At 68.0% G+C, this 26,393-nt stretch carries 22 protein-coding genes; 17 read left to right on the plus strand and 5 right to left on the minus strand.

The window, feature by feature from the left end:
* The first annotated feature begins 12 nt into the window (after positions 1 to 12).
* The 11 genes from Q0907_RS11120 (at position 13) to Q0907_RS11170 (ending at position 16,713) form a co-directional block, all read left to right on the plus strand.
* Positions 13 to 1,005, plus strand: a complete 993-nt coding sequence (locus Q0907_RS11120) for a MoxR family ATPase (protein ID WP_299344592.1) — start codon at positions 13 to 15, stop codon at positions 1,003 to 1,005.
* 10 nt (positions 1,006 to 1,015) lie between these two features.
* Positions 1,016 to 1,906, plus strand: a complete 891-nt coding sequence (locus Q0907_RS11125; RefSeq protein WP_299344594.1) for a DUF58 domain-containing protein — start codon at positions 1,016 to 1,018, stop codon at positions 1,904 to 1,906.
* On the plus strand, positions 1,903 to 3,057 hold the full coding sequence (locus Q0907_RS11130; RefSeq protein ID WP_299344597.1) for a BatA domain-containing protein: 1,155 nt from the start codon (positions 1,903 to 1,905) through the stop codon (positions 3,055 to 3,057). The genes Q0907_RS11125 and Q0907_RS11130 overlap by 4 nt, the downstream gene beginning before the upstream one ends.
* Positions 3,054 to 5,222 (plus strand): hypothetical protein, encoded by a 2,169-nt coding sequence (locus Q0907_RS11135; protein WP_299344599.1) that lies wholly within the window; start codon positions 3,054 to 3,056, stop codon positions 5,220 to 5,222. The genes Q0907_RS11130 and Q0907_RS11135 overlap by 4 nt, the downstream gene beginning before the upstream one ends.
* Complete coding sequence (locus Q0907_RS11140) at positions 5,219 to 7,045, plus strand: carboxypeptidase-like regulatory domain-containing protein (RefSeq protein ID WP_299344601.1); 1,827 nt, start codon at positions 5,219 to 5,221, stop codon at positions 7,043 to 7,045. The genes Q0907_RS11135 and Q0907_RS11140 overlap by 4 nt, the downstream gene beginning before the upstream one ends.
* 58 nt (positions 7,046 to 7,103) lie before the next feature.
* On the plus strand, positions 7,104 to 7,469 hold the full coding sequence (locus Q0907_RS11145) for an I78 family peptidase inhibitor (RefSeq protein ID WP_299344603.1): 366 nt from the start codon (positions 7,104 to 7,106) through the stop codon (positions 7,467 to 7,469).
* Positions 7,470 to 7,708: 239 nt separating this feature from the next.
* Positions 7,709 to 12,181: a glutamate synthase large subunit gene (gltB, locus tag Q0907_RS11150; RefSeq protein WP_299344606.1), complete on the plus strand. Its 4,473-nt coding sequence runs from the start codon at positions 7,709 to 7,711 to the stop codon at positions 12,179 to 12,181.
* Positions 12,182 to 12,386: 205 nt separating this feature from the next.
* Complete coding sequence (locus tag Q0907_RS11155) at positions 12,387 to 13,832, plus strand: FAD-dependent oxidoreductase (RefSeq protein ID WP_299344609.1); 1,446 nt, start codon at positions 12,387 to 12,389, stop codon at positions 13,830 to 13,832.
* Between the two features lie 118 nt (positions 13,833 to 13,950).
* The gene (locus Q0907_RS11160; protein ID WP_299345222.1) at positions 13,951 to 14,838 is read left to right on the plus strand and encodes a methylglyoxal synthase; all 888 of its coding nucleotides are present in this window, start codon (positions 13,951 to 13,953) and stop codon (positions 14,836 to 14,838) included.
* 112 nt (positions 14,839 to 14,950) lie between these two features.
* Entirely contained in the window at positions 14,951 to 16,126 is a 1,176-nt protein-coding gene (locus tag Q0907_RS11165; RefSeq protein ID WP_299344611.1) for a benzoate/H(+) symporter BenE family transporter, read from the plus strand.
* Between the two features lie 128 nt (positions 16,127 to 16,254).
* Entirely contained in the window at positions 16,255 to 16,713 is a 459-nt protein-coding gene (locus tag Q0907_RS11170) for a PepSY domain-containing protein (RefSeq protein WP_299344614.1), read from the plus strand.
* A 51-nt stretch (positions 16,714 to 16,764) separates the two neighbouring features.
* Here the strand turns inward: Q0907_RS11170 and Q0907_RS11175 are convergent, their stop codons facing one another.
* From Q0907_RS11175 to Q0907_RS11195, 5 genes are all read right to left on the minus strand, one after another.
* A complete protein-coding gene (locus tag Q0907_RS11175) occupies positions 16,765 to 18,039 on the minus strand; it encodes a TCR/Tet family MFS transporter (protein ID WP_296278747.1) in 1,275 nt (424 codons plus the stop codon).
* A gap of 157 nt (positions 18,040 to 18,196) precedes the next feature.
* Positions 18,197 to 19,063: a D-hexose-6-phosphate mutarotase gene (locus Q0907_RS11180; RefSeq protein ID WP_299344617.1), complete on the minus strand. Its 867-nt coding sequence runs from the start codon at positions 19,061 to 19,063 to the stop codon at positions 18,197 to 18,199.
* The gene (locus Q0907_RS11185) at positions 19,060 to 20,313 is read right to left on the minus strand and encodes a lytic murein transglycosylase (protein WP_299345224.1); all 1,254 of its coding nucleotides are present in this window, start codon (positions 20,311 to 20,313) and stop codon (positions 19,060 to 19,062) included. Before Q0907_RS11185 ends, Q0907_RS11180 begins: the two co-directional genes overlap by 4 nt.
* Before the next feature lie 109 nt (positions 20,314 to 20,422).
* Positions 20,423 to 20,893: a hypothetical protein gene (locus tag Q0907_RS11190; protein ID WP_299344619.1), complete on the minus strand. Its 471-nt coding sequence runs from the start codon at positions 20,891 to 20,893 to the stop codon at positions 20,423 to 20,425.
* Positions 20,894 to 20,915: 22 nt separating this feature from the next.
* Entirely contained in the window at positions 20,916 to 21,341 is a 426-nt protein-coding gene (locus Q0907_RS11195) for a protease inhibitor I42 family protein (RefSeq protein ID WP_299344621.1), read from the minus strand.
* A gap of 61 nt (positions 21,342 to 21,402) precedes the next feature.
* On the opposite strand from Q0907_RS11195, the gene queF reads away from it, so the two are divergent.
* From queF to Q0907_RS11225, 6 genes are all read left to right on the plus strand, one after another.
* On the plus strand, positions 21,403 to 22,230 hold the full coding sequence (gene queF / locus Q0907_RS11200; protein WP_299344624.1) for an NADPH-dependent 7-cyano-7-deazaguanine reductase QueF: 828 nt from the start codon (positions 21,403 to 21,405) through the stop codon (positions 22,228 to 22,230).
* A gap of 108 nt (positions 22,231 to 22,338) precedes the next feature.
* Positions 22,339 to 22,644, plus strand: a complete 306-nt coding sequence (locus tag Q0907_RS11205) for a LysM peptidoglycan-binding domain-containing protein (RefSeq protein ID WP_213602293.1) — start codon at positions 22,339 to 22,341, stop codon at positions 22,642 to 22,644.
* 34 nt (positions 22,645 to 22,678) lie between these two features.
* Positions 22,679 to 23,161 (plus strand): hypothetical protein, encoded by a 483-nt coding sequence (locus Q0907_RS11210; RefSeq protein WP_299344630.1) that lies wholly within the window; start codon positions 22,679 to 22,681, stop codon positions 23,159 to 23,161.
* 160 nt (positions 23,162 to 23,321) lie between these two features.
* Positions 23,322 to 23,483, plus strand: coding sequence for a hypothetical protein (locus Q0907_RS11215; protein ID WP_299344633.1), 162 nt, complete (start codon positions 23,322 to 23,324; stop codon positions 23,481 to 23,483).
* A 140-nt stretch (positions 23,484 to 23,623) separates the two neighbouring features.
* Positions 23,624 to 23,794: a hypothetical protein gene (locus tag Q0907_RS11220; protein WP_299344635.1), complete on the plus strand. Its 171-nt coding sequence runs from the start codon at positions 23,624 to 23,626 to the stop codon at positions 23,792 to 23,794.
* A gap of 249 nt (positions 23,795 to 24,043) precedes the next feature.
* Positions 24,044 to 26,275 (plus strand): NADP-dependent isocitrate dehydrogenase, encoded by a 2,232-nt coding sequence (locus tag Q0907_RS11225; RefSeq protein ID WP_299344638.1) that lies wholly within the window; start codon positions 24,044 to 24,046, stop codon positions 26,273 to 26,275.
* The last annotated feature ends 118 nt before the right edge of the window (positions 26,276 to 26,393 follow it).

The raw sequence follows: 26,393 nt of genomic DNA on the forward strand, positions 1-26,393 counted from the left end.
GACGGAATCCCCATGGCATCCATCACCGAATCCGACCTCCAGCAGCAACTCGCCACGCTGGGCGAACTCCGCGCCGCCATCGGCCAGGCCATCGTCGGCCAGCAGGACGTGGTGGAGCAGTTGCTGATCGGCCTGCTCGCCGGCGGTCACTGCCTGCTCGAAGGCGTGCCCGGGCTGGGCAAGACGTTGCTGGTGCGCTCGCTGGGCGAGGCCCTGCACCTGCAGTTCCGTCGTGTGCAGTTCACCCCGGACCTGATGCCCAGCGACATCCTCGGCACCGAGCTGCTGGAGGAAGACCACGGCACGGGCCATCGCCATTTCCGTTTCCAGCCCGGCCCGATCTTCACCAACCTGCTGCTCGCCGACGAACTCAACCGAACGCCGCCGAAGACCCAGGCCGCGCTGCTGGAGGCGATGCAGGAACGCACCGTCAGCTACGCCGGCACCACGCATGCGTTGCCGTCGCCGTTCTTCGTGCTGGCCACGCAGAACCCGCTCGAACAGGCTGGCACCTACCCGTTGCCGGAAGCGCAGCTCGACCGGTTCCTGCTGCACATCCGCGTGGACTATCCCACCGAGCAGGAGGAACACGACATCCTCGCGCAGACCACCGGCCGTGCCGGCGGCGCGGTACCGCGTGTGATGGAAGGCGAGGCCGTCCTCGCGCTGCAGAAGCATGTGCGCGACGTGCATGTCAGCGAGGACCTGTTGCGCTGGATCACCAAGCTCGTGCGCGCCAGCCGTCCCGGTGATGGCGTGCCGGAGGAGATCCGCAAGTACGTGCGCTGGGGCGCCGGTCCGCGCGCCGGCCAGTCGCTGGTGCTGGCCGCGAAGGCCCGCGCCTTGCTGCACGGCCGCCTGGCGGCGACGCGTGAGGATATCGTCGTGCTGGCGAAGCCGGTGATGCGCCACCGCCTGCTGCTGTCGTTCGCTGCCGAGGCCGAACAGGTCAGCGCGGACGACGTGATCGCCGCGCTGCTGCGCGGCGTGCCGCTCGCCGCCTGATCGACCGCCCATGGCGCACGACCTGATCCCCGCCGACGTCCGCAGCCGGTTGAAGGACCTGCGGCTGACCGCGCGCCGTGCGATCGGTGCGCAGGGGATCGGCGTGCACCACAGCCGCAGCCGCGGTGCCGGCCTGGAGTTCGCGCAGTACCGCGCCTACGAGCCCGGCGACGAGCTGCGCCAGATCGACTGGAAACTGTACGCGCGCTCGGACCGCTTCTTCGTGCGCGAAGCCGAGCGCGAGAGTCCGCTGACGGTGTGGATCGTGCTCGACGCGACCGCCTCGATGGCCCAACGCGACGGCGCGTGCGGTACGCGTTTCGACACTGCGCGCAGCCTCGCCGCCTGCGTCGCCGAACTCGCGCTGCGCCAGGGCGACCGCTTCGGCCTGCTCGTGCTGCACGGCGAGGGCGTGCGCCTGGTCGCGCCCGGGAACGGCGCGCGCCAGCGCGACCAGCTGCTGCTCGCGCTGCATGGCCTGCGTGCGGACGGCGCGTTTCCTGCGCAGGAACGGCTGGGCGCGGTGTTCGAACGCATCGCCGCCGGCGACCTGGTGCTGGTGCTGAGCGACTGGTTCGACGACGCGATGCCCGCGCTGGTGGAGCGGCTCGCTGCCGCGCGGCGCGAGGTGCTGGCCATCCAGCTGCTGACCGCGGAAGAACGCGATTTCTCCTATACCGGTGGCCATCGCTTCCGCGATCCGGAAACCGGCGAGGAGCTGCTGGGCGATGCGGCGGCCCTGCGCGCGGACTACCTGCGCCGCTTCGCGGATGCGCAGGGCGTGCTTGATGCGCGCCTGGACGCGGCCGGCATCCGCCACGCCCGCCACTACACCGACCAGCAGCTGGACCTGCCGCTGCGCCGGCTGTTCGGCGCGCGTGACGCGGCGGAGTACGCATGAGCCTGGCGTTCCTGCTGCCGGCCGGCCTGGCCGCGTTCGCGGCGTTGCTGCTGCCGCTGCTGCTGCATCTCGCGCGCCGGCACGAGCAGACGCCGACCGATTTCGCCGCGCTGCGATGGCTGCGGCAGAAGCCGAAGCCGCGCCACCGCATCCGTTTCGACGAATGGCCGTTGCTGTTGCTGCGCCTGCTGCTGCTCGCATTGCTCGCGCTGTGGCTGGCCCGGCCGGTGCTGTCGGGCCTGGACGACACGCGGCCGTGGACGGTCGCCGTGCCCGGCGTGGAGGCAGGCTTCGCACGTACGACCTCCGATGCGCGCATGCGGCTGCACTGGCTGGCGCCGGGCTTCCCGTCGCTGGATGCGCCGATGCCTGCCGGTACGCCGGCCATCGGCAGCCTGCTGCGGCAACTCGATGCCGAACTGCCGCCTGGCGTCGCGTTGACCGTGATCGTGCCTGCAACCTTGCAGGGTGCGGATGCCGAGAGGCCCGCGCTGTCGCGTGCGGTGGCCTGGAAGGTCGTCGACGGTGCGATGCCGACAGCGTCGGCGAAGGCCTCGCCATCGCCTGCATGGGCGATCCGCCACCCAATAGGCGACGAACATGCGCTGCGCTACCTGCGCGCCGCCGCACGGGCGTGGCAGCCGAACAGCGCGACGGCCGTGCAGATCGGGACCACCGACGCGCCGTTGCCTCCGCCGTCGCAGCCGCTGGTGTGGCTGGCGCGCGGACCGGTGCCCGCGCCGGTCGTGCAATGGATCTCGGCCGGCGGCGTCGCCTTGCTCGCCCATGAAACGACAGTGGACGGCATTGCGATGTCGTCGACGGCCTGGCGCGACGCCGAAGGTGCGCCACTGGTCGAAAGCGCCGTGCTCGGCCAGGGCCGGGTGATGCGCTTCACCCGTGCGCTGCGGCCCGACGCGATGCCGGCGCTGCTCGACGACGATTTCCCGCACCGCCTGCGCGCCCTGTTCGACGGTCCCGCTGCCGCACCCACGCGCGTGTTCGCGACGGACTACGCGCCGACTCGCGGTGGCGCGACCTATCCGGTCGCACCACGCGACCTGCAACCCTGGCTCGCCCTGCTGATCGCGGTGTTGGTGCTGGTGGAACGCTGGATGGCCACGCGACGGACGCGGAGCGTGGCGCCATGACGTTGTCGGCCTTGGATCGTCTCGCCCAAGTCCGTCGCCATGCGACGCTCGGCCAACTGGCGTTGGGAGCACCGATTCCCGTCGCGCTCGCCGGTGTGTTGTGGCGCTTCGTATCGCCCATGCTCGCCGTGGCCGTCGCGCTGGGCGGGATCGCGGTACTCGCCGCGCTGGCCTGGCGACGCGCACGCGCGTTCGACACCGCCTGGCTGGTGCGCCAGTTGGATGCGCGCCGCAAGGACCTCGACGACAGCAGCGATCTGCTGCTGGCACCACCCGCTTCGCTGACACCGCTGCAACAGCTGCAGCAAGCGCGCGTCCGCGAACGGCTGCGCAGCCAGCCGGCACCGGACCTGCGCACGCCGTGGCCTTGGCCGCGCGTCGTGGCGATGTGGCTGGTGGCCGGCCTGGTGATCGCCGTGTCGGCGTTGTGGCCGGCGCGCGCACCGATGGCCAGCACGCTCGCGCCTGCGGACGAAGAAACATCGGTCGTTCCCGGCGTCCCGCGCTTGGTCGGCCAACGCTTGCACGTCGCGCCGCCGTCCTACACGGGCCAGCCGGCGCGCGACGAAGCCACGCTCGATGCGAAAGCCCCCGTCGGCTCGCGACTCGCCTGGACGCTGCGCTTCGAACCGCAACCGACCCGCGCCGATCTGGTCTTCCACGACGGCCAGCGCATCGCGATGCAGCGCGACGGCGACACCTGGCGAGCGACGCATCGCCTCGCGAAATCCACGCTGTACCGCGTGGTGGCCGCCGGCACCGAGGCGCAACCGCCGTCGAAACTCCGTCGACTGGATGCCATTCCCGATCGCGCGCCGCAGGTGAAGGTGCTGGCGCCCGACCGCGGCCTCAGCCTGGTGGCGGTCGGACAGACGCGCTGGGCGCTCGCCTTCGAAGCCCGCGACGACTACGGCGTGGCCGCGAGCGCCACCTTGAAGCTGACGCTCGCGCAAGGCAGCGGCGAGAACATCGCGTTCAAGGAACAGGCGATGACGCTGCACGGCACCGGCCCCGCGACCGCGCGCCGGTTCGCCGCCTCGCTGGACCTGAAGGCGCTCGGCATGGCCGTGGGCGATGACCTGATCGCACAGCTCACCGTGCGCGACACGCGCGCGCCGACGCCGCAGACCGCGCAGAGTCCCGGGCTGATCCTGCGCTGGCCGGCGGACCTGGGCGAGGAAAGCACGGGCCTGGAAGGACTGGTGAAGAAGGTGATGCCGGCCTACTTCCGCAGCCAGCGCCAGATCATCATCGACGCAGAAGCGCTGCAGAAGCAGAAACGCGGCCTGGCGGCGGACACGTTCGTCACGCGCTCGGATGCGATCGGCGTGGACCAGCGCATCCTGCGCCTGCGCTACGGCCAGTTCCTCGGCGAGGAAGCCGAAGGCGAGCCGCAACCGCCGCCGACCAGCGACACCGACGACGACCACGCGGACGACGACGGACACGATCACGCCGGAACCCCGACCGCCGCGCAGGACGATCACGACCATGCGACGTCGGCGAGCGGCGCCAGCTTCGGTCGCGAAGCCGACGTGCTGGAAGCCTACGGCCACACGCACGACCACGCGGAAGCCGCGACGCTGCTCGACCCCGACACGCGCGCCACGCTGAAGAAAGCGTTGGACCAGATGTGGCAATCGGAACTTCACCTGCGCCAGGGACAGCCGGACCGCGCACTGCCGTTCGCGTACAAGGCGCTGGAGTACATCAAGCAGGTGCAACAGGCGACGCGCATCTACCTGGCCCGCGTGGGACCGGAGCTGCCGCCGATCGACGAGACGCGCCGGATGGGCGGCGATCGCAAGGGCATCGGCTCACGCGCGCTCGGCCCGCTCGCCCCGATGCCCGACGACGTCGACGCGGCCCCCGCTCGCGCATGGCGCGCCCTGGCCAACGATCGCGCGCCGGCGGATGGCGCGGACCTGGACGCGCTGCACACCTGGCTGCGCACGAACGAAGCACGCGTGCCGGATGCGCTGGACCTGTTCGCGGCCATCGATGAGGTGCGCGGCGATCCGGCCTGCACGCCCTGCCGTGCGCGCCTGCGTGCGCTGCTGTGGTCGGCGTCGCCGCAACCGCCCGCACAGGTCCGCCGTCGGGCCGCGCCGGACGATGCTGGCCGTCGCTATCTCGATGCCCTCCAGCAGGAGCCCGCGCGATGACCTTGCCCGCGCTCCTGCCCTGGCTGCTGGCCGGCCTGCTCGCGCTCGGTGTGCTGGTCGCGTGGGCGCGCCTGATCGCGCGGCGTCGCGGTGCTTCCACGGACGTGCGCGGCTCCCGCACCCGCTTCCTGCTGCTGTGCGTGCTGCAACCCGTCTGCGCGCTGCTGCTCTACTTCACCCTGCTGCCGCCTCGGCAGGCATCGACCCCCGGCACACTGGTGGTGATGACCGCGAACGCCGGGGAAGTTGCCCTGCCCGTGGCGCTGCAGGGCCAGCCCCGCGTCGCCCTGCCGGAGGCCGCGGCCTCCGACGGCAGCGAGCGCGTGCCGGACCTGGGCACTGCGCTGCGCCGGCATCCGGACGTGGGGACGCTGCACGTCGTCGGTGATGGACTGGAAGCCCGCGACCGCGATGCGCTCGGCGACCGGCGCGTCATGTATTCGCCTACCGCCTTGCCGCGCGGTGTCGTCGAACTCGCGCCGGTGGGTGTCGTGGCGCCGGGCGACACCTTCATCGCCAGCGGTCGCGTGAACGACGTGCCGAAGGCGACGGTGGTGCTGTTCGACCCCGCAGGCCAGCGCGTCGATGCCGCGCCGGTGGACGAGCAGGGTCGCTTCCGCCTCACCGGTGTCGCCCGCCTGCCCGGGCCGGCGCTGTTCCGGGTAGAGGTGCGGGAAGCGCGCGGTAGCGTGGCCGATGCCGCGTCGCTGCCGGTCTGGACGCAGCCCACGACGCCGCCCCGCGTGTGGGTGCTCGCCGGTGCGCCCAATGCCGAGGGCAAATACCTGCGTCGCTGGGCGACCGACGTGAGCATCCCGCTCCACATGCAGGTCAGCCTCGGCGGCGGCATGCAGCTCGGCGACGCTCCGTTGCCGATGAACGCCGAGACGCTGCGCCGTTTCGACCTGCTGGTGCTGGATGCGCGCAGTGCCGCGGGACTCGGCGAAGCGCAACGTGCGGCGCTCGGCGCGGCCGTGCGCGACGGACTGGGCGTGCTGGTGCGTGCCGACGGACCGATCTCCCCGCCCGTGCAACGCCTGCTGGGCGTGCCGGCCGTCGGCAACGACGAATCCGAGTTCCGCCTGTCTCGTCCCGCGCCGGACGACGACGCCTGGCGCGCACGACGCGGCGCAGGCACGGCAGACCTGCCGGTGGATGCCGACGCCGTGCCGGGCGGCCTGCCCGTCCTCACGCGGCGGTCGGTGCGGATGCCTGCGGGTGACGATGTCGCACTGCTGCGGGACGCGGCCGGCGCACCGGCCGCGTGGTGGCACGCAATGGGGCGCGGCCGGGTCGGCGTGTGGACGCCGGCCGATACCTACACGCTGGTGCTGGCGGGCCACGCCGACGTGCACGCCGCGCTGTGGTCGCAGGCGTTCGCCACGCTGGCACGCGCGGGCGCGCAGTCCATTGCTGCGGCGCCCGACGGCGCGCGCGTGGGCGAGCGCGTGGCGCTGTGCGGCATCGCAGACGACGCACGGATCGTCGCACCCGACGGCATCACGACGCAGGGAGTGCGTGATCCCGCCTCCGGCAGCGCGCGCTGCGCAGGCTTCTGGCCGCGAAGCGCGGGCTGGCATCAGCTGAGAGTGGGCGACGCCGCGACGCCATTCTTCGTCCGCGCCGAAGACGATGCACCGTCGCTGCATCGCGCCGAGCTCCAGGCGCAGACACGCTCGCGCACAGGCGCCGCGAGCACGGTGGTGGCATCGTCATCGGCCATGGAAGGCGTTCGCGGGCCCGCCTGGCCGTGGTTCCTCGCCTGGCTTTCCGCCAGCGCGCTGCTATGGTGGCTCGAACGCAGGCGCGCGCCGGCCGGTTAACGACTCTCGAATGTCCGGTGCGTAATCCTTCCTTCCATCTCACCCTCCGGAGTTACGCATGATCCGAACGGCGATTCCCGCCTTGCTGTTGACCCTCTCGCTGGCCGCCTGCTCTTCGCCCGAGGCCGACGAACAGACCGCCGCCGCCGAACAGTCCCAGGCCGCGGCCAGCGAAGCGGCCACGCCGCCCGCCGCCGAGCCCGCGCCGGCCGAACTCGCCGGCAGCTGCGACGACACCCAGGCGCAGTGGATCATCGGCAAGACTGCGAGCGAGGCCGACATCGAACAGGCCAAGGCCGACAGCAAGTCCGAGGCCGTGCGCGCGCTGAAGCCGGGCGACGCCGCGACGATGGACTTCAATCCGAACCGCCTGAACATCATCCTCGACGAGAAGGGCGCGGCGACCTCGGTCAACTGCGGCTGACGCTTCGCGCCACGTCCCTCGGACGACGAACCGCCCGCGGCGACGCGGGCGGTTTTTTGTTGTCCGCCGGACACGGTTTTGCACAGTGAAAAGTTGCCTTTGCAACCAACAGGTGGTGCGCCATAGGTGTTGTTGCGGCGTCGCAACATCTATGGTCTAGTCGGATTTCCGGTGACATTTCGAAGTGCCGCTGCGTGGGCAGGGCACGGTGTCGCCGTCACTCCGGTTTGAGGCAAGACATGGCCCCTCGCAATCGCCAAGGCGGCTTTGAACAGGGTCTCTACGACCCGAACGACGAACGCGACGCCTGCGGCTTCGGCATGATCGCGCAGCTCGACGACCAGCCCTCGCGCGCGCTGGTCGACACTGCGATCGCGGCGCTCTCGCGCATGACCCACCGTGGTGGCGTGGCCGCCGACGGTCTCACCGGCGACGGCTGCGGCCTGCTGATCCGCAAGCCGGAGGCATTCCTCCGCGCGCTCGCCGCCGAATCCGGCATCGCACTGGGCGCGCGCTTCGCCGCGGGCCTGGTGTTCCTGCCGCACGACGAGGTGCAGGCCGCGCAATGCCGCGCCGCGCTCGAAGCCGAACTGTTCCGCACCGGCGTGGCGGTGAAGGGCTGGCGCGTGCCGCCCACCAACGACGCCGTCTGCGGCCAATTGGCCAAGGACACCCTGCCGCGCATCGAACAGCTCTACGTCGAGGCCGACGAAGGACAGAAGGACGAAGCCTTCGCGCTGGCGCTGTTCCTCGCGCGCCGCCGGGCCGAACAGCAGCTGCGCGCGTCCGTGCCCGACTTCTACGTGGTCACGCTGTCGCCGCATGCGATCGGCTACAAGGGCATGGTGCTGCCGGACAAGTTGTCGACCTTCTTCCCGGACCTGCAGCGCAGCGACCTGGCCAGCAGCGCGGTGGTGTTCCACCAGCGCTTCTCCACCAACACGCTGCCGCGCTGGCCGCTGGCGCATCCGTTCCGGCTGCTGGCGCACAACGGCGAGATCAACACCATCGAGGGCAACCGCCGCTGGGCGCAGGCGCGCAGCAAGGTGTGGAAGACGCCGCGCTTCGACATCGGCGAATTCGACCCGGTCATCTCGATGCACGGCTCCGATTCGCAGAGCCTGGACAACATGCTGGAGCTGCTGGTCGCCGGGGGCATGGAGCTGATCCAGGCGCTGCGCATCCTGGTGCCGCCGGCGACGCAGTCGCTGGAGTTCAAGGACGCCGATCTGGCCGCGTTCTACGAGTTCTACGGCCTCAATACCGAACCGTGGGACGGCCCGGCGGGCATCGTCTCCATGGACGCGCGCTACGCCGCGTGCACGCTGGACCGCAACGGCCTGCGCCCCGCGCGCTGGATGCTGACCAGCGACCGCCACTTCATCGTCGCCAGCGAAGCCGGCGTGTGGGAAGTGCCGGCCGAACGCGTCACCCGCAAGGGCAAGCTCGGCCCGGGCGAGATGATGGCCATCGACCTGCGCCGCGGCGACCTGCTCGACAGCGAAGCGGTGGACCGCATCAACCGCGGCCGCGCGCCGTACAAGCAGTGGCTGCACCAGGGCGTGACCTACCTGCAGACCGAACTGATCGATCCGTCGCTGGTCGAGGAACCCTTCGACGAACGCACGCTGCGCGGCTACCACAAGCTGTTCCAGCTCTCGACCGAGGAAGTGGAGCAGGTGCTGCGCCCGCTCGCCGAGACCGAGCAGGAAGCCACCGGCTCGATGGGCGACGACACCCCGATGGCGGTGCTCAGCCGGCAGACGCGGCCGCTGTACGACTACTTCCGCCAGGCGTTCGCGCAGGTCACCAACCCGCCGATCGATCCGTTGCGCGAAGACTGCGTGATGTCGCTGACCACCCAGCTGGGCCGGGAGACCAACATCTTCCACGCCGGCCCGGAGACGGTGAACCACGTCATCCTCAATTCGCCGGTGCTGAGCCAGCGCAAGCTGCGGCAGTTGCTGAAGATGCCGCAGTACGTCGAGAAGAACCGCCTGATCGACCTGTCCTATTCGCACGAGGAAGGCCTGAAGGTGGGCCTGGAGCGGATCTGCCGCGAGGCCGAACAGGCGGCGCGCGACGGCGACGTCATGCTGCTGCTGTCCGACCGCTACCCTCAGCCGGGCCGGCCGATGGCGCATGCGCTGCTCGCCACCGGCGCCGTGCACCACCACCTCTGCCGCGTGGGCCTGCGCTGCGACGCCAACCTGATCGTCGAGACCGGCACCGCGCGCGATCCGCACCACATGGCCTGCCTGATCGGCGTGGGTGCCACCGCGGTGTATCCGTACCTGGCCTACCAGACGCTGTTCGACCTGGGCCGGCGCGGCATCCTGCAGATCAAGAAGGGCGGCGAGCAGGCGCAGATCGGCCGCAGCTATCGCAAGGGCATCTACAAGGGCCTGTCGAAGATCATTTCGAAGATGGGCATCTGCACCATCAGCAGCTACCGCGGCGCGCAGCTGTTCGAAATCGTCGGCCTGGATCCGGACGTCGTCGACCTGTGCTTCGCCGAGACGCCATCGCGGATCGGCGGCGTGGGGTTCGAACGCCTCGACCTGGAGGCGCGCCAGCTCGATACGCGTGCGTGGAACGACCGTGAATCACCGGACGTCGGCGGCTTGCTGAAGTACGTGCACGGCGGCGAGTACCACATGTACAACCCGGACGTGGTGATGACGCTGCAGCGCGCGACGCGCACCGGCGACGCCCGCGACTGGCAGGCCTACGCGGACGCCGTGAACTCGCGCCCGCCGTCGGCACTGCGCGATCTGCTGCAGCTGAAGAAAGCCGAGGTGCCGACGCCGATCAACGAAGTGGCCGATGCCACCGATCTGCTGCGACGCTTCGACACCGCGGCGATCTCGCTCGGCGCGTTGTCGCCGGAAGCGCACGAAGCGCTCGCCATCGCGATGAACCGGCTCGGCGGCCGCAGCAACTCCGGTGAAGGCGGCGAAGACCCCGCGCGCTATGGCACCGAGAAGCGCAGCAAGATCAAGCAGGTCGCGTCCGGCCGCTTCGGCGTGACGCCGGAGTACCTGGTCAATGCCGAAGTGCTGCAGATCAAGGTCGCGCAGGGCGCCAAGCCCGGCGAAGGCGGCCAGCTGCCGGGCCACAAGGTCAACGAGCTGATCGCGCGCCTGCGCTACGCCAAGCCTGGCATCGGCCTGATCTCGCCGCCGCCGCACCACGACATCTACTCGATCGAAGACCTCGCGCAGCTGATCTACGACCTCAAGCAGATCAACCCGACCGCCCTGGTCTCGGTGAAGCTGGTCAGCCATGCGGGCGTGGGCACGATCGCCGCCGGCGTGGTGAAGGCCGGCGCGGACCTGATCACCATCTCCGGCCACGACGGCGGCACCGGCGCCAGCCCGGTGAGCTCGATCCGGTATGCCGGCGTGCCTTGGGAACTCGGCGTGGCCGAAGCGCACCACGCGCTGGTGGTGAACCAGCTGCGCGACCGCACCGTGCTGCAGACCGACGGCGGCCTGAAGACCGGCCTGGACGTGGTCAAGGCCGCGCTGCTCGGCGCCGACAGCTTCGGCTTCGGCACCGGCCCGATGATTGTGCTCGGCTGCAAGTACCTGCGCATCTGCCACCTCAACAACTGCGCCACCGGCGTGGCCACGCAGGACGAGCGCCTGCGCACGCAGTACTTCACCGGCCTGCCCGAGCGCGTGGAGAACTTCTTCCGCCTGCTGTCCGAGGAAGTGCGGCAGTGGCTGTCGTACCTCGGCGCGCGTTCGCTCGACGAGATCGTCGGCCGCACCGACCTGCTGCAGCAACTCGACGTATCGCCCCGCGAAGGCGTGAACGTCGATCTGTCGCGACTGCTGAAGGGCGCGCAGTTCGACAGCAGCAGCTGCGCGGCGCAACGCCTGTACGAATCGCCGGACAGCCTGGCCACGCAGCTCGATGGTCTGCTCGCCGAGCCGATCCGCAAGAAGAGCGGCGGCGACCATCGCTTCCTGATCCACAACACCGACCGCAGCATCGGCACCCGCCTGTCGGGCGCCATCGCGCGCCAGCACGGCAACCAGGGCATGGCCGATGCGCCGCTGAACCTGCGCTTCCGCGGCACCGCGGGGCAGAGCTTCGGCGCGTTCAACGCCGGCGGCCTGCAGATGGAGCTGGAGGGCGAAGCCAACGACTACGTGGGCAAGGGCATGGCCGGCGGCCGGCTGGTGGTGCGCCCGCCGCGCGGCGCGCGCTTCGAAGCGCGCAACACGCCCATCATCGGCAACACCTGCCTGTACGGCGCGACGGGCGGCGAACTGTTCGCCGCCGGCCGCGCAGGCGAACGCTTCGGCGTACGCAATTCCGGCGCGCTGGCGGTGATCGAAGGCGCCGGCGACCACTGCTGCGAGTACATGACCGACGGCATCGTGCTGGTGCTGGGCAAGGTGGGCCTGAACTTCGGCGCCGGCTTCACCGGTGGCCTGGCCTACGTGCTCGACCTGGACCGCGATTTCGTCGACCGCTACAACCACGAACTGATCGATATCCACCGCATCAGCCCGGAAGGCTTCGAGAGCCATCGCCAGCACCTGCACACGCTGATCAGCCGCCATCGCGAACTGACCGGCAGCATCTGGGCGCAGCAGATCCTCGACGAGTTCCGCGACTACGTGGGCAAGTTCTGGCTGGTGAAGCCGAAGGCCGCGAGCATCGATTCGTTGAACGAGACCCTGAGGCGCGCAGCATGAGCGCGCTCCGCCTTTCTCCTCCCCCCTCGCGGGGGAGGATGCCCGCAGGGCAGGAGAGGGGGCGCGAGCGCAGCGACGCGTGTCGTTGCGTCCGTGCACTCGATGCGCTGACGTGGCGCTTCGCCGCAACGGTCTCCGGCTCACCCTCTCCCGGCCTTCGGCCACCCTCTCCCATCAAGGGAGAGGGGAAGCAGGTACTGTCCTCATGAGCAAGAAGCAGGTATTCCAGTTTCTCGACCTGCCGCGGACGATGCCGCAACGCATCCCGCTGGAGCTGCGCACGTCCGGCGACTGGGGCGAGCTGTACGGCAAGTTCGGCAAGGAGGAAGCGCAGTACCAGGCAGGCCGTTGCCTCGACTGCGGCAATCCCTACTGCAGCTGGAAGTGCCCCGTGCACAACGCGATTCCGCAGTGGTTGCAGCTGGTGCAGGAGAACCGCATCGAGGAAGCCGCCGCGCTGTGCCACTCCACCAACCCGCTGCCGGAAGTCTGCGGCCGCGTTTGCCCGCAGGACCGCCTCTGCGAAGGCAGCTGCACGCTGGAGGAATTCGGCGCGGTCACCATCGGCGCGGTGGAGAAGTACATCGTCGACACCGCGCTGGCCAATGGCTGGCGGCCGGACCTGAGCGACGTGCAGCCGACCGGCAAGCGCGTCGCGGTCATCGGCGCGGGACCGGCGGGCCTGGGCTGCGCCGACCGCCTGGCGCGCGCCGGCATCCAGGCCGTGGTCTACGACCGCTACGAACAGATCGGCGGCCTGCTGCAGTTCGGCATCCCCAGCTTCAAGCTCGACAAGAGCGTCATCGCGCAGCGCCGCGAGGTGCTGGAAGGCATGGGCGTGGAATTCCGCCTGGGCGTGGAAATCGGCCGCGACCTGACGCTCGCGCAGCTGCTGGATGAGTACGACGCGGTCTTCCTCGGCACCGGCGCCTACCGCTATACCGACGGCGGCCTGCCCGGCCAGGACCTGGACGGCGTGCTGCCGGCCCTGCCCTTCCTGGTGCAGAACGGCCGCATCGTGAGCGGCAACGATCCCTGGGGCCGCGCGATCGCCGGTTGGGAAGACAAGCTGCAGCTGCCGGACCTGCAGGGCAAGCGCGTGGTCGTGCTCGGCGGCGGCGATACCGGCATGGACTGCGTGCGCAGTGCGATCCGCCTGGGCGCGGCGAAGGTGACCTGCGCCTACCGCCGCGACGAGGCCAACATGCCGGGCTCCGCCCGTGAAGTCGCCAACGCCCGCGAGGAAGGCGTGCGCTTCCTGTTCAATCGCCAGCCGCTCGGCATCGTGGCCGGCGACGACGGCACGGTGGCCGGCGTGCAGGTGGTCGAAACGAAGCTCGGCGAGCCGGACGAACGCGGCCGCCAGAACGCGGTACCGGTCGAAGGCAGCGAATCGGTGCTGGAAGCGGACGTGGTGATCATCGCGTTCGGTTTCTCGCCGACCGTGCCGGCGTGGTTGGCCGACGTCGGCGTGGAAGGCACGCCGAACGGACGCATCGTCGCCGGCGGCGGCGATCGCCTGCCGTTCCAGACCACGCATCCGAAGCTGTTCGCCGGCGGCGACGCCGTGCGTGGCGCCGACCTGGTGGTCACCGCGGTTGCCGAGGGACGCGATGCGGCGGGCAGCATCGCGACGCTGCTGCTGGCGTAGGGTGCGCACGGTGCACGCTGCCGCGTGTCGTGGACACGCGCTGACGCACGACGACAGAGGTGGCGGGCCAGGGCCCGCCCTACGCTAGACTCGCGGCTCTCTCCTCGTGACCTCGACGATGCGCCTGGGCCTCGCTGCCAACCGCCTGCACCACCATACCGACGACGCGGCGCTGTTCCGCTGGCTGCGGGCCTGCGAACCGGGCATCCGCGACCTGCAACTCGCGCTGCATGCGGTGGGACGCACGCATGATGCGATCGCCGCCGCCGGCATGCTGCGCGGCTACGACGGGCTCAAGCGGTATCCGTACGGCCGCGATGGCGGACTGATGAAGCTGGTGGCGGAAGTCGTCGGGCTGGAAGGCGCCGAACGCAGCCTCGATGGTGCGATCTACTTCATCGACCCGGTCGATCCGTCCTCGATCTTCCCCGAAGCCACCGCGCTGAAGCGCCAGTGCGTGATCCACGGCAAGCCGTTCCTGTCGACCGTGGCCTCGGCGCGCGACTGGATCGAGATGGAACGCATCCATGCCGGCTTCGCACCCGACCGCGGCGCGGACCGATTCCATGCGCTGGAATCGCAGACGCTGGCACTGATCGCGCACGATGCGATGAAGCCGCAGATGCTGGCCTTCGCCGACGCACACTTCGACGTGCTGTCCCGTTTCGCGCACCGCATGGCGACCGGGACCACCGGCCTGCGCCTCAACGAACTGGCGTGGAGCCGCGGCTGGCCGCAGGGCGTGCCCTGGGTGGAGCGTTTCCAGAGCGGTCCGCTCGGTGGCGACGCGCAGATCGCCGACCGCGTGCTGGAGCATCGCTGCCAACGCGTGATCTTCTTCGAGGATCCGCACGTGGCGCGCCAGCACGAGGCCGACATCCAGTTGCTGGAGCGCGCCGTGACCACGGTGACCGACGAGGCGGTGTGCACCACGTCGCTGGCCGTGGCGAAGCGATGGTGCGAGGCCGTCGGAAAGCGCCAGTCGGCTGTTGTGGGAGCGACGTAAGTCGCGAAAGCGCGGCGGATCGTCGCCATCCTTCTTACGTCGTGAAATGCCCATCGGAGTTGGCTGAGAAAGCGTTCGCGACTCACGTCGCTCCCACATGAATAACGGCTCCATGGAATCTCCACCCCGCCACCTGCTGAAGGATCTCTCGCTGTCCGCCATCGCGGCCGGCTTCGTCACCGTGCTGGTCGGTTTCGCCAGTTCGGCCGTGATCGTGTTCCAGGCGGCGCAGTCGCTGGGCGCCTCGCCGGAAGAGATCTCCTCATGGATGTGGGCGCTCGGCCTGGGCATGGGCCTGACATGCATCGGCCTGTCGTTGCGTTACCGGATGCCGGTGGTGACGGCGTGGTCCACGCCCGGCGCGGCCATGCTGATCAGCAGCGTCGCCGGGCTGCCGCTGTCGGATGCGATCGGCGCGTTCCTGCTGTCGGCGTTGCTGATCGCCGTGTGCGGATTCTCGGGCTTCTTCGAACGGATGATCAGCCGCATCCCGGTATCGCTGGCGTCCGGCATGCTGGCCGGCGTGCTGCTGCGCTTCGGCATCGATGCGTTCGCGTCGATGAAGACGCAGCTGGGCATGGTGCTGACGATGTTCGCGGTCTACCTGCTCGCCCGCCGTCTGCTGCCCCGCTACGCGGTGATCCTGACGTTGCTGGTCGGCATCGCGATCGCCGGCGTGCTCGGCTTGCTGCGCATCGACGGCCTGTCGCTGCAACTGGCGAAGCCGATCTTCACCACGCCGACGTTCTCGTTCGCGGCGGTCTTCGGTATCGCCTTGCCCTTGTTCATCGTGACGATGGCCTCGCAGAACGTCCCCGGCGTGGCGGTGATCCGCGCATCCGGATATCCGATTCCGATTTCGCCTGTCGTCGGTTGGACCGGCGTGGTCAACCTGGTGCTGGCCCCGTTCGGTGCGTTCGCACTCAACCTGGCGGCGATCACGGCGGCGATCTGCATGGGCCGCGAAGCGCACGAAGATGCCGCGCGTCGTTACGTCGCCGCCATGGCGGCCGGCGTGTTCTACGTGCTCGTCGGTCTGTTCGGCGCGACGGTGGCGGCGCTCTTCGCCGCCTTTCCGAAGGAACTGATCCTCGCCATCGCCGGCATCGCATTGCTGGGCACCATCGGCAACAGCCTGGCCGCCGCATTGCGCGAGGAAGCGGAGCGCGAGCCCGCGCTGGTGACCTTCCTCGTGACGGCATCGGGCTTGTCGCTCGCGGGCGTCGGTTCCGCGTTCTGGGGCCTGCTCGCGGGCGTGGTGACGCTGCTGGTATTGCGCCGCACCTGAGCCTCGTTCGCATTCCGCTCATGCGGGTGAAAGCGGCGTGGAGTGTTCATTTTCAACCGCACGGATTCACCTGGGGGTGATGCGGGCGTGGGCAGGATTCGGTCCACGCCATCCCATAGGAGATTTCCATGCAGACCATCCGTTACCGCCATCGCCTGTTGACGCTCGCCGCGCTTGCCGCGCTGTCCGGCGCCACGTTCGCGCAGGCGCCAGCGCCGACCGCAGGCAAGGACGCGCTGAAGGAGCCGCAGGTGCGTGCGCTGCTCACCGAGAAGGGCTACACGAACATCGACGATCTCGATTTCGAGGACGGCCAGTGGGAAACCGATGCGACCAGCGCCAACGGCGACCGCGTCGACGTGCGCATCAATCCGGCCAGCGGCGACATCGTGGCCGAGAAGCTGGTGTCCAACCTCAGCGAGAACGACGTCAAGGCGAAGCTGACCGCTGCCGGCTATTCCAAGATCCATGACGTCGACTTCGACGACGGCGTCTGGAAGGCCGAGGCCGAGCGTGCCGATGGCAACGACGTCGAGATCCACCTGGCCGCCAACACCGGCGAGATCATCCACGTCGAAAACGATTGATCCAGCGCGCTTGTCCCGCAACGGAGAAGGCCGCCCCAGGGCGGCCTTCTTTCATGCCATCGGCGCCTGCGGCCTGGGACGCGCAAATCGCCATCCCACCAGCATGCCGCAGAACAGCAGGATCGCAGCAAGAAACCACGGGGCGCCAGGGACATGGGCGGGCGCGGATTTTCCGATGAACAGCGCGAACGTCCCCGCGAACATCATCGGGCCGATGACGCCCGCCAGGCTTGCGAGACTCATCAGCGCGCCCTGCATGCGCCCCTGCTCGCGCTCATCCACTTCACGCGTGATCAACGACTGTGTCGCGGGCGTGGCCAGCGCCCATAGCGCACTGATGGGCAATCCGAGCAGGAAGGCGGTACCGACTGGTGCCCACCCGTAAACGACGAAACCGAGCGCACCACATGCCAGGCCAAGCAATAGTGTCCTGCGCTCGCCAAGTCTTTTCACCACGCGACCGATCAGCAGGGCGTTCACGATGACGCTCAGGACGCCCACCGCTGCCAACACCCAGCCGACCTCCTTCGGACCCCATTGGAAGCGGTAGCCGGCGAACAACACGAATACGCTGGGATAGACGAAGTGCGCGAGGTTCGCGATGAAGACGACGGCGACCAGGCCGAGCACCTGCGGGTAGCGCTTGAGCAATACCAACGAACCGAAGGGGTTCGCGTGCTTCCAATCGATGCGGCTGGTCCGCTTTTCCGGCGCAAGCGATTCGGGAAGCACGAACCAACCGTAGAGGAAGTTCAACATCGCCAACCCTGCGGAGAACCAGAACGGAAGACGCAGATCGATGTCCCCCAGCGCACCACCGATCAGGGGACCAATGACGAACCCTACGCCGAACGCCGCGCCGATCATGCCGAAGGCCTGTGCGCGCCGCTCCGGCGGGGTGACGTCGGCGATGTAAGCATTCGCCGTCGTGAAGCTCGCCGAGAAGACACCCGAGAAGACTCGCGCCAGCAGGAGCAGCGGCAAGGTGCCGGCGACCGCCATCAATACGAAGTCGGCACCCAGGCCCAGGCACGAAAGCAGGATCACCGGCCGGCGTCCGAATCGGTCGGACAGCGCGCCCTGCACCGGCGAACTGATGAACTGGATGGCATAGAACACCGTGCCGAAGATACCCACCCAGATCGCGGCGCGCGCCGCATCCCCACCGGTGAACTGCTTCACCAGATCCGGCAACACCGGGATGATCACGCCGAACGACAGGATGTCGATCAGCACCGTGACGAAGATGAAGATCAGGGCGGCGCGGCGGCCGGCGTGTGCGGGAGCTTCGGCGTTCACGGAGCGGACCGGCGAAAAGGTGCGCAAGTGTAGGGCATGTCGCGCCTTGTGGTCCCCCTGTGGGAGCGACGTCAGTCGCGACGGCAAAGCCCGCACGTCGCAAAAAAACCGTCGAGTCCGAGAAACCGCGCTGACCAAGAAGGACGTGACGGCGTAGGACGTGGGGTCGCGACTGACGTCGCTCCTACAACGGTGCTGCGGAGATCACGTGGCTCAGCCGATGGCGCTGGCCGGGTTCCAGTTCGATCGCGTCTTCGGCGGCATTCGCGGCTTCCAGGCAGACGAAGGTCCGCCAGCCGTCGCCGGGCATGTCCGCGATGGTGGCCGCACCGGCGTCGCCCGGGTTCCAGACCACTAGCGAACGACTGCCGAAGGTGTCCAGTCGGATGCGGCGGCGGCCGGCGGGATCGATGAGGTCGAATCGATGGCCGATGTCGGTATAGATCCGGTCGCTGCGGCCCGGATCGCGCGGGTCGTACAGCGTCCAGTCACCGGCTTGCACGTGCGTGCCGCCGTCGTATTTGTCCGCATAGCGCAGGCCATCGAGGCCCGTGACACGCACCTGTGCCGCGTCGGCCACACGGAAATACGTGTGGAGCGCCTGGGTCAGCACGACCGGCGCCTCGCCGCGATGGAGCGTGTCCAGGCTCTGCCGGAGGTCGCGACCGACATGCACGGTCTGGATCAGCTCGAGCGGCACGCCATCCCGCAGCGGCAACGCGAGCTTGAGCACGACGCTGCCATCGGCCTCGCGCCGCACGTCCGTCAGCGGCCAGCGCGATACGCGTGCATGACCGTGCTGGGGTGCATCGTCGGCTTGTCCCTGCCGGCCGAAGTAGGGCCAGCACACCGGCACGCCGCCGCGGATCGCCTTCGGCGGCATCGCCGTGGTCGGCGACACCCAGAGCAGGTCGTCGAATCCCGTCGGTGCGAACGACAGCACCTGCCCGCCGTGCAGACTGACGCGAGCAAGGGACATCGGGGTTTCCACCCGCAGCACGTCGATGTCCTGCCAGCGTTCCTGGGTCACGCCTTCGGGTAATGCACTCACGGCTTTCGCGGCTCCGGTGGCGCGACGGGCGGCCCTTCCGCCTTCAGCGCAGCGAGTATTTTCGCACCGGCCCGACCGTCCGCGGGTTGCAGGCCCAGGCGCTGCTGTTCGACGACGATCGCGCGCCGCGTCTGCGTGCCGATCATGCCGTCTGCCGTGCCGATCGCGTGGCCTCGCGCGAGCAGCAGCGTCTGCAGTTCGCGACGCTGCGGCCGACCCAGGCCGGGATCGTCCGTCGGCCAGGCCGTCACCAGCCCCGTGCCGCCACGCAGGCGATCGGCCAGCAGCGCGATGGCCAGTGCATAGCTTTCGGCCGCGTTGTAGGAATAGATGGCGTCGTAGTTCTTGAACACGACGAAGGCGGGACCGTTGATGCCCGTGGGTACCAGAATGGCCACGTTGCGATCATCGGCGGGCAACGGCTGTCCGTCGACGCGCGAGATGCCCTGCGTGACCCACGCGGCCAGGGGCTTGCGGTTCGTGCGCCCTGCCTGCGCGAGGTCGAAGCCGGCAGGCAGCGTCACCTCATGGCCCCACGACTCACCGATGCGCCAACCCGACTTCACCAGGTAGTTCGCGGTCGATGCCAGCGCGTCGGGAATGCTGTCGATCAGGTTGCGGCGACCGTCGCCATCGAAATCGACGGCGATTCGTTCGTAAGTGCTCGGCATGAACTGCGTGTGCCCGAACGCGCCGGCCCACGAGCCAGTCAATCCTTCCACCCGCACGTCGCCGGACTGCAGCAGCTTCAACGTGGTCAGGAATTCGCCCCGGAAGAACGCCTGCCTGCGACCGAAGCACGAGAGCGTGGACAACGACACCAGCAGCGGTCGCTTCCCGAACACGCGCCCATAGTCGCTCTCCACGCCCCATACCGCGACCACGGTGGCGGGATCCACGCCATACGCCTGCGAGACACGACCCAGCAGGTCCGCATGCGTCACCAGCATTGCCCGCCCGTCCGCCACGCGCTGGTCGTCGACCAGCGCCGCCAGGTAATCCCACAGTGGCGTGGTGAACTCCGGCTGTGCATCCAGCAGGTCCAGCACGCTCATGTCGGCGGCCAGATCCTTCGCGTACGTGTCGAACGTGGCCGTCGCGATGCCCTGCTTCTCGGCGGCGCCGCGCAGGCTGGTTATGCAGGCTGTGAAGACAGGATCGGCGACCGGTGTCGCAGAGGTAGAAGGCGAAGGTGCAACCGATGGCGCCTGCGCGACCGATGTCTGCGCGAGGGCAGGGCCTGCTGCCATCAGCGCCAGCCAGAGAATGGATGCATGCGAGGTCATGACGGCCTCCCTGGCCTTCGGGGGAGGGGTAACTTTGCCTTGCGTTGACATCGAAGCCAAGCGCGACGCGTACTCAGCGCCGACTTTCCCTCTTCTTCTTGCCCGCATAGAAAGCAGAGAAGAAGCGTTCGCCCCACGTCCGGCACCGGTAGGGGCTGAGCGTGCCCGTGTATTCCGATTCAAGCAGCCCCCATGGTACGTAGATCGCACCGTAGTCGGTGCTTACCATCTCAATCAGTTCTTCCCATCGGGCCTCGTCGAGGGCACTGTCTCCCGGCATCACGCAGAACAACTCTCCGTAGCTTGAAAAAGCGAGCCACGCAGGTACCGGATGGGAAGCCCGGGGATCACGCTCCCAGATTTCCATGAACAGCGAGCCGTCCTGATTCTCAGAAGGACCCAGCACCGTCCATGGAAGAGGCTCGGTGCGACGCAAGCGGGACGCTATCCTCAGGATCTGGTGCATGCGAGCTTCGTACACGCCCTTCGCCCAATGCTCATGTGGATAGGCTTCCGCGCTGTCGAACGCAGACAGCTCGTCCAACGAAGAAATCCGACGCATGGGTCTACTGCTCCACGACGACGCGGTATTCCACCACCTCCACCGGCGGCACCGTTTCCCACGATCGCCGATAGACCATCCGTACCGTCGCCTCGCCCGGCTTCTCTGCCCGGAACCACCAGCGCGCGATCGAGGACGCACCCGGCATGGGCGGCTGCGTGTCCATCGGCGGCGGCGTGGCCGGACCGGTGGTGCGCGACAGCACCGGCGCGCCGTCGGACGTGAATTCCCACGCGTACCCCGTGCTCGCGTTGGACATCAGCGCAATCTCCAGCACCTGGCCTACCTGCATCACGACGGCGTCCTCGCCTTGCGGACGGACCAGGCCATCGTCCGCAGGCGGGGTGGGACGTGGCCCGCCATCGCTGGCAGTCCCGCTGGCGCAGGCGGCAAGCATCACGCACAGGCCGGGCAGCAGCAGTGATCGCATGGGGAACTTCCTCGGGGAGAGGCCGCCGTTATACACCCCCGCTTTAGGGCCCGTCCGTAGAATGGCCAGCATGAACAACACCCCCCAGAATTCCTCGCTGGGTCGCGAGGTCGCGTATCCCGCGCAGTACGACCCTACCCTCCTCTTCCCGATCCCGCGCCAGGGCGCGCGCGACGAGATCGGCATCGCCGCCGATACCTTGCCGTTCGTCGGCCACGATCGCTGGCATGCGTACGAGTTGAGCTGGCTGGATGCCCGGGGCAAACCGCGCGTGGCGACCGCCACGCTGACCGTACCGTGCACGTCGCCGTGCCTGATCGAATCCAAATCGCTCAAGCTCTATCTCAACTCGCTCAACAGCACGCGCTTCAACAGCGATGCTGCGGTGCTCGAGCGCATTGCAACCGACCTGTCTGCACGCGCGGGCGCGGACGTGCAGGTCGTGTTCGGCCTGCCGCCGATGGCCGAGATGCCCGAGGGCGAATCGCTCGACGGGCTGGACGTGGAGATCGACCATTACGGACCACCGCGCGCCGAATTCCTTGCCGCCGATCCGGAAGCCGAGGTCAAAGAACTCCTTTCGTCGGAACTGCTGAAGTCGAATTGTCCCGTCACCGGCCAGCCCGACTGGGCGACGGTCGTCATCCGCTATGCCGGCCCGCGTATCGACCGGATCGAGCTGCTGCGCTACCTGGTGAGCTTCCGCGACCACGCGGAGTTCCATGAGCAGTGCGTCGAACGGATTTTTCACGATGTGCTGTCCCATTGCCGGCCGACGTCGTTGTCGGTGGAAGCGCGCTATACCAGGCGCGGCGGCCTGGACATCAATCCGTGGCGCGCCACCGCCGACATGAATGTCCCGCTCATGAAGCGCGATCAGCGGCAGTAGCGTCACTCAGCTAACAATAGAAGCGATTTCACGCACGCGCTATGGATTCTTAACAAGGCGCGTGCAACGCTCTGCGCATCCCACAGCCCGCCAGGAAGGGTGGTTGCAATGAGCACAGAAAAGAAGGCCGACTTCTCCGGTGTTACCGCCAAGGTTGATTCGACTGAACAGCTTGTAGAGAAAGCGGATTTTTCCGGCGTGACTGCGCGTGTCGACAGCACTGAGGAGCTCATCGGCGAACAGACCTACACCGTCGAGAAGGGCGACACGCTCTCCAAGATCGCGAAAGAGCATCTCGGTAGCGCCAACGCGTGGAAGCAGATCTTCGAAGCTAACCGCGACACGATCGACGATCCCGACCGCATCTTCCCCGGGCAGGTCATCAAGCTTCCACCGAAGCCCGCCGACGCCTGATCGCCACCCCACTTCATCCACAAGGATCGAACCCATGAAGCAGAACCGCATCTCTTACGCTTTGGCCGCCGCGCTGGTCGGTACCGTCGCCCTGGTCGGCTGCAAGAAGAAGGAAGAACCTGTCGTCACCCCGCCCGCCGCCGTGGAGCCCGCACCCGCGCCCGCGGAACCCATGCCGGCACCTGCGCCGGTCAGCGCCACGGTGGTCACTGTCGGCAACACTGCGGCTGCAGACAAGTCGGTTGCCGCTGTCGGCATGTTCGGCGTCAAGGACAAGATCATCGTGTCGGTGAAGACGGATGCCACTACTCCTGCCGATGCCACCATCGACGCGAAGTTGACCTTCCAGGATGGTCAGGTGGCCGGCCAGAAGACCCAAGCCGTCAAAGCCGAAGACGCGGGCACCACCAATATCGAGTTCACCAATACCAATGCCTGGCCCGCCGGAAAGTACAAGGTCGACGTGACCCTCAATGGTCAGCCGGTCGGCATGACGCAGGAAATCGAAGTCAAGTAACCCGCAAGGCAAGTCTCTCTCCCACGTGTGTGGGGCAAGCTCGGGCGTGGAGTAATCCACGCCCGCTTTTTTTGCTTGAAATGTTAATTGCTCGGCGCGATCTTCTGCGGCATCTTCAAGTCGTCCCGATGTGGGACTCAGACCCAAGGAATGGAACGATATGAAAGAACTCGATGCTTGCGAAGTGCAGATGATCTCCGGTGGTGCAGCTGACTTCTCAAATGTTGTAAGTGGCTTCTCTACTTCGGGAAATATTCAAGTTGTCGAGGAGAAAACATTTCTCGAGAAAGTGTCAATGTTGGCGCCAGGTATGTTCCGCTAGACATGCTGGCACTTAACACTTTGGGCGGGCGTTAGTAATCCACGCCCGCTTTTTTTTTAAATGTTAATTGCTCGGCGCGATCTTCTGGGGCATCTTCAAGTCGTCCCGACGTGGGACTCAGACCCAAGGAATGGAACGATATGAAAGAACTCGATGTTGCCGAAGTGCAGATGGTTTCCGGCAGTACCGCGGACTTCTCAGATGTGACCGCAACCGTTACCTCGACAGAGCAGATCGTATCGACCTGCAAGCCCGGCACCTCGTCGGCTTGGGGTATGCCCTACTACTCGTTCGCTTGCACGATCCGCTGAGCGCCGATTCAACTGTGTGCTGCGAGGAGCGGGCTCGACGGCCCGCTCCTCCGTTCGCGTTCCAGCCAACGCCGCCAAGCTCTGCTGCGAATCGTGTCCTCCAAACCGGCTCCCCGACCCCTGTCCCCCGGACAGTGCTGGCATAGATCGCGGCCCCCTCCATACCCCCTCGTTTTGCCCTGCGTGCGGCGACACGCGACAATGGCGCGCTGAGTTCCCCATCGCCCCTTGTCGAGAGTCCTGATCCCCATGTCGGATACGCCCCGCATCATCTACACCCTCACCGACGAAGCCCCGTTCCTCGCCACCCAGTCGCTGCTGCCGATCGTCGAGGCGTTCACCGCCCCCGCCGGCATCGCCGTGGAAACCCGCGACATCTCGCTGGCCGGCCGCATCCTGTCGCAGTTCCCCGAGTACCTGGCCGACGCGCAGAAGATCAGCGACGACCTGGCCGAGCTGGGCCAGCTGGCGACGCAGCCGGAAGCCAACATCATCAAGCTGCCCAACATCAGCGCCTCGGTGCCGCAGCTGAAGGCCGCCATCAAGGAGTTGCAGGCCCAGGGCTACCCGCTGCCGGACTACCCGGACGAGCCGAAGGACGAGAAGGAAAAGGACGCCAAGGCGCGCTACGACAAGGTCAAGGGCAGCGCGGTGAACCCGGTGCTGCGCGAAGGCAACTCGGACCGCCGCGCGCCGCTGTCGGTGAAGAACTTCGCCCGCAAGCACCCGCACCGCATGGGCGCGTGGAGCGCGGATTCCAGATCGCACGTCGCCCACATGGCGGCCGGCGATTTCTTCGGTAGCGAGCAGTCGGCCACGTTGGCCAACGACGGCGCGCTGAAGATCGAACTGGTCGCCGCCGACGGCACGGTCACCGTGCTCAAGGACAAGGTGAAGGTGAAGGCCGGCGAGATCGTCGACGCCGCCTCGATGAGCCGCAAGGCGCTGGCCGCGTTCGTCGCTGCCGAGATCGCCGACGCCAAGGCCCAGGGCGTGCTGTTCTCGCTGCACCTGAAGGCCACGATGATGAAGGTCTCCGACCCGATCATGTTCGGCGTGGTGGTCAACGAGTACTACAAAGCGGCGCTGACCAAGCATGCCGCGGTGCTGGAGCAGATCGGCTTCGATGCCAACAACGGCATCGGCGACCTGTACGCGCGCCTCGGCGCACTGCCGGCCGACCAGCAGGACGCGATCAAGGCCGACCTGCAGGCCGTCTACGCCGATGGCGCCGCGCTGGCGATGGTGAATTCCGACAAGGGCATCACCAACCTGCACGTGCCGAGCGACGTGATCGTCGACGCGTCGATGCCGGCAATGATCCGCGACTCGGGCAAGATGTGGAACGCCGAAGGCAAGCTGCAGGACACCAAGGCCGTCATCCCGGACCGCTGCTATGCGGGCATCTACCAGGCGGTGCTCGACGACTGCCGCAAGCATGGCGCCTTCGATCCCGCCACGATGGGCAGCGTGCCCAACGTCGGCCTGATGGCGCAGAAGGCCGAGGAATACGGCAGCCACGACAAGACCTTCCAGATTCCCGCCGACGGCAGCGTGCGCGTCACCGACGACGCCGACCGGGTCGTGTTCGAGATGAAGGTCGAGGCCGGCGACATCTGGCGCATGTGCCAGACCAAGGACGCGCCGATCCAGGACTGGGTGAAGCTGGCCGTCGGCCGCGCGCGCCTGAGCAAGACGCCGGCGATCTTCTGGCTGGACAAGGACCGCGCGCACGATGCGCAGGTGATCGCCAAGGTCGAGCAGTACCTCAAGGACTACACCACCGACGCGCTCGACATCCGCATCCTGCCGCCGGTCGAGGCGATGAAGGTGTCGCTGGAACGCATCCGCAAGGGCGAGGACACCATCTCGGTGACCGGCAACGTGCTGCGCGACTACCTGACCGACCTGTTCCCGATCATGGAGCTGGGCACCAGCGCGAAGATGCTGTCGATCGTCCCGCTGATGGCCGGTGGCGGCCTGTTCGAGACCGGCGCCGGCGGTTCCGCGCCGAAGCACGTTCAGCAGTTCCTGGAAGAGGACTACCTCCGCTGGGATTCGCTGGGCGAATTCCTCGCGCTGGCGGCGTCGCTGGAGCACCTGGGCCAGCGTTACCTCAACACGCCCGCCAAGGTGCTGGCCAACGCGCTGGACGTCGCCAATGGCCGCATCCTCGACGAGAACCGCTCGCCCGCGCGCAAGGTCGGTGAGCTCGACAACCGCGGCAGCCACTTCTACCTGGCCCTGTACTGGGCGCAGGCGCTGGCCACGCAGGACGAGAATGCCGAACTGAAGGCGAAGTTCGCGCCGCTGGCGAAGGCCCTGGCCGACAACGAAGCCACGATTCTCGGCGAGTTGAACGGCGCGCAGGGCAAGGCGCTCGATATCGGGGGCTACTACCACCCCGACATCGCCAAGACCGCCGCCGCGATGCGTCCCAGCAAGCCCTTCAACGACGCGCTGGCGACGCTGTCGGCCTGAGGTCTATCGCTTTCTCCGCCGTATCCAACGCCCGGCCCTGTGCCGGGCGTTGTGTTTCATGCGGACGCAGGCTCGCCAGACGTCCGCGCGCGAAGCTTCGATCTACGTGAAGGGCTCC

The organism is uncultured Pseudoxanthomonas sp., from assembly GCF_947498795.1.
GTDB lineage: Bacteria > Pseudomonadota > Gammaproteobacteria > Xanthomonadales > Xanthomonadaceae > Pseudoxanthomonas_A.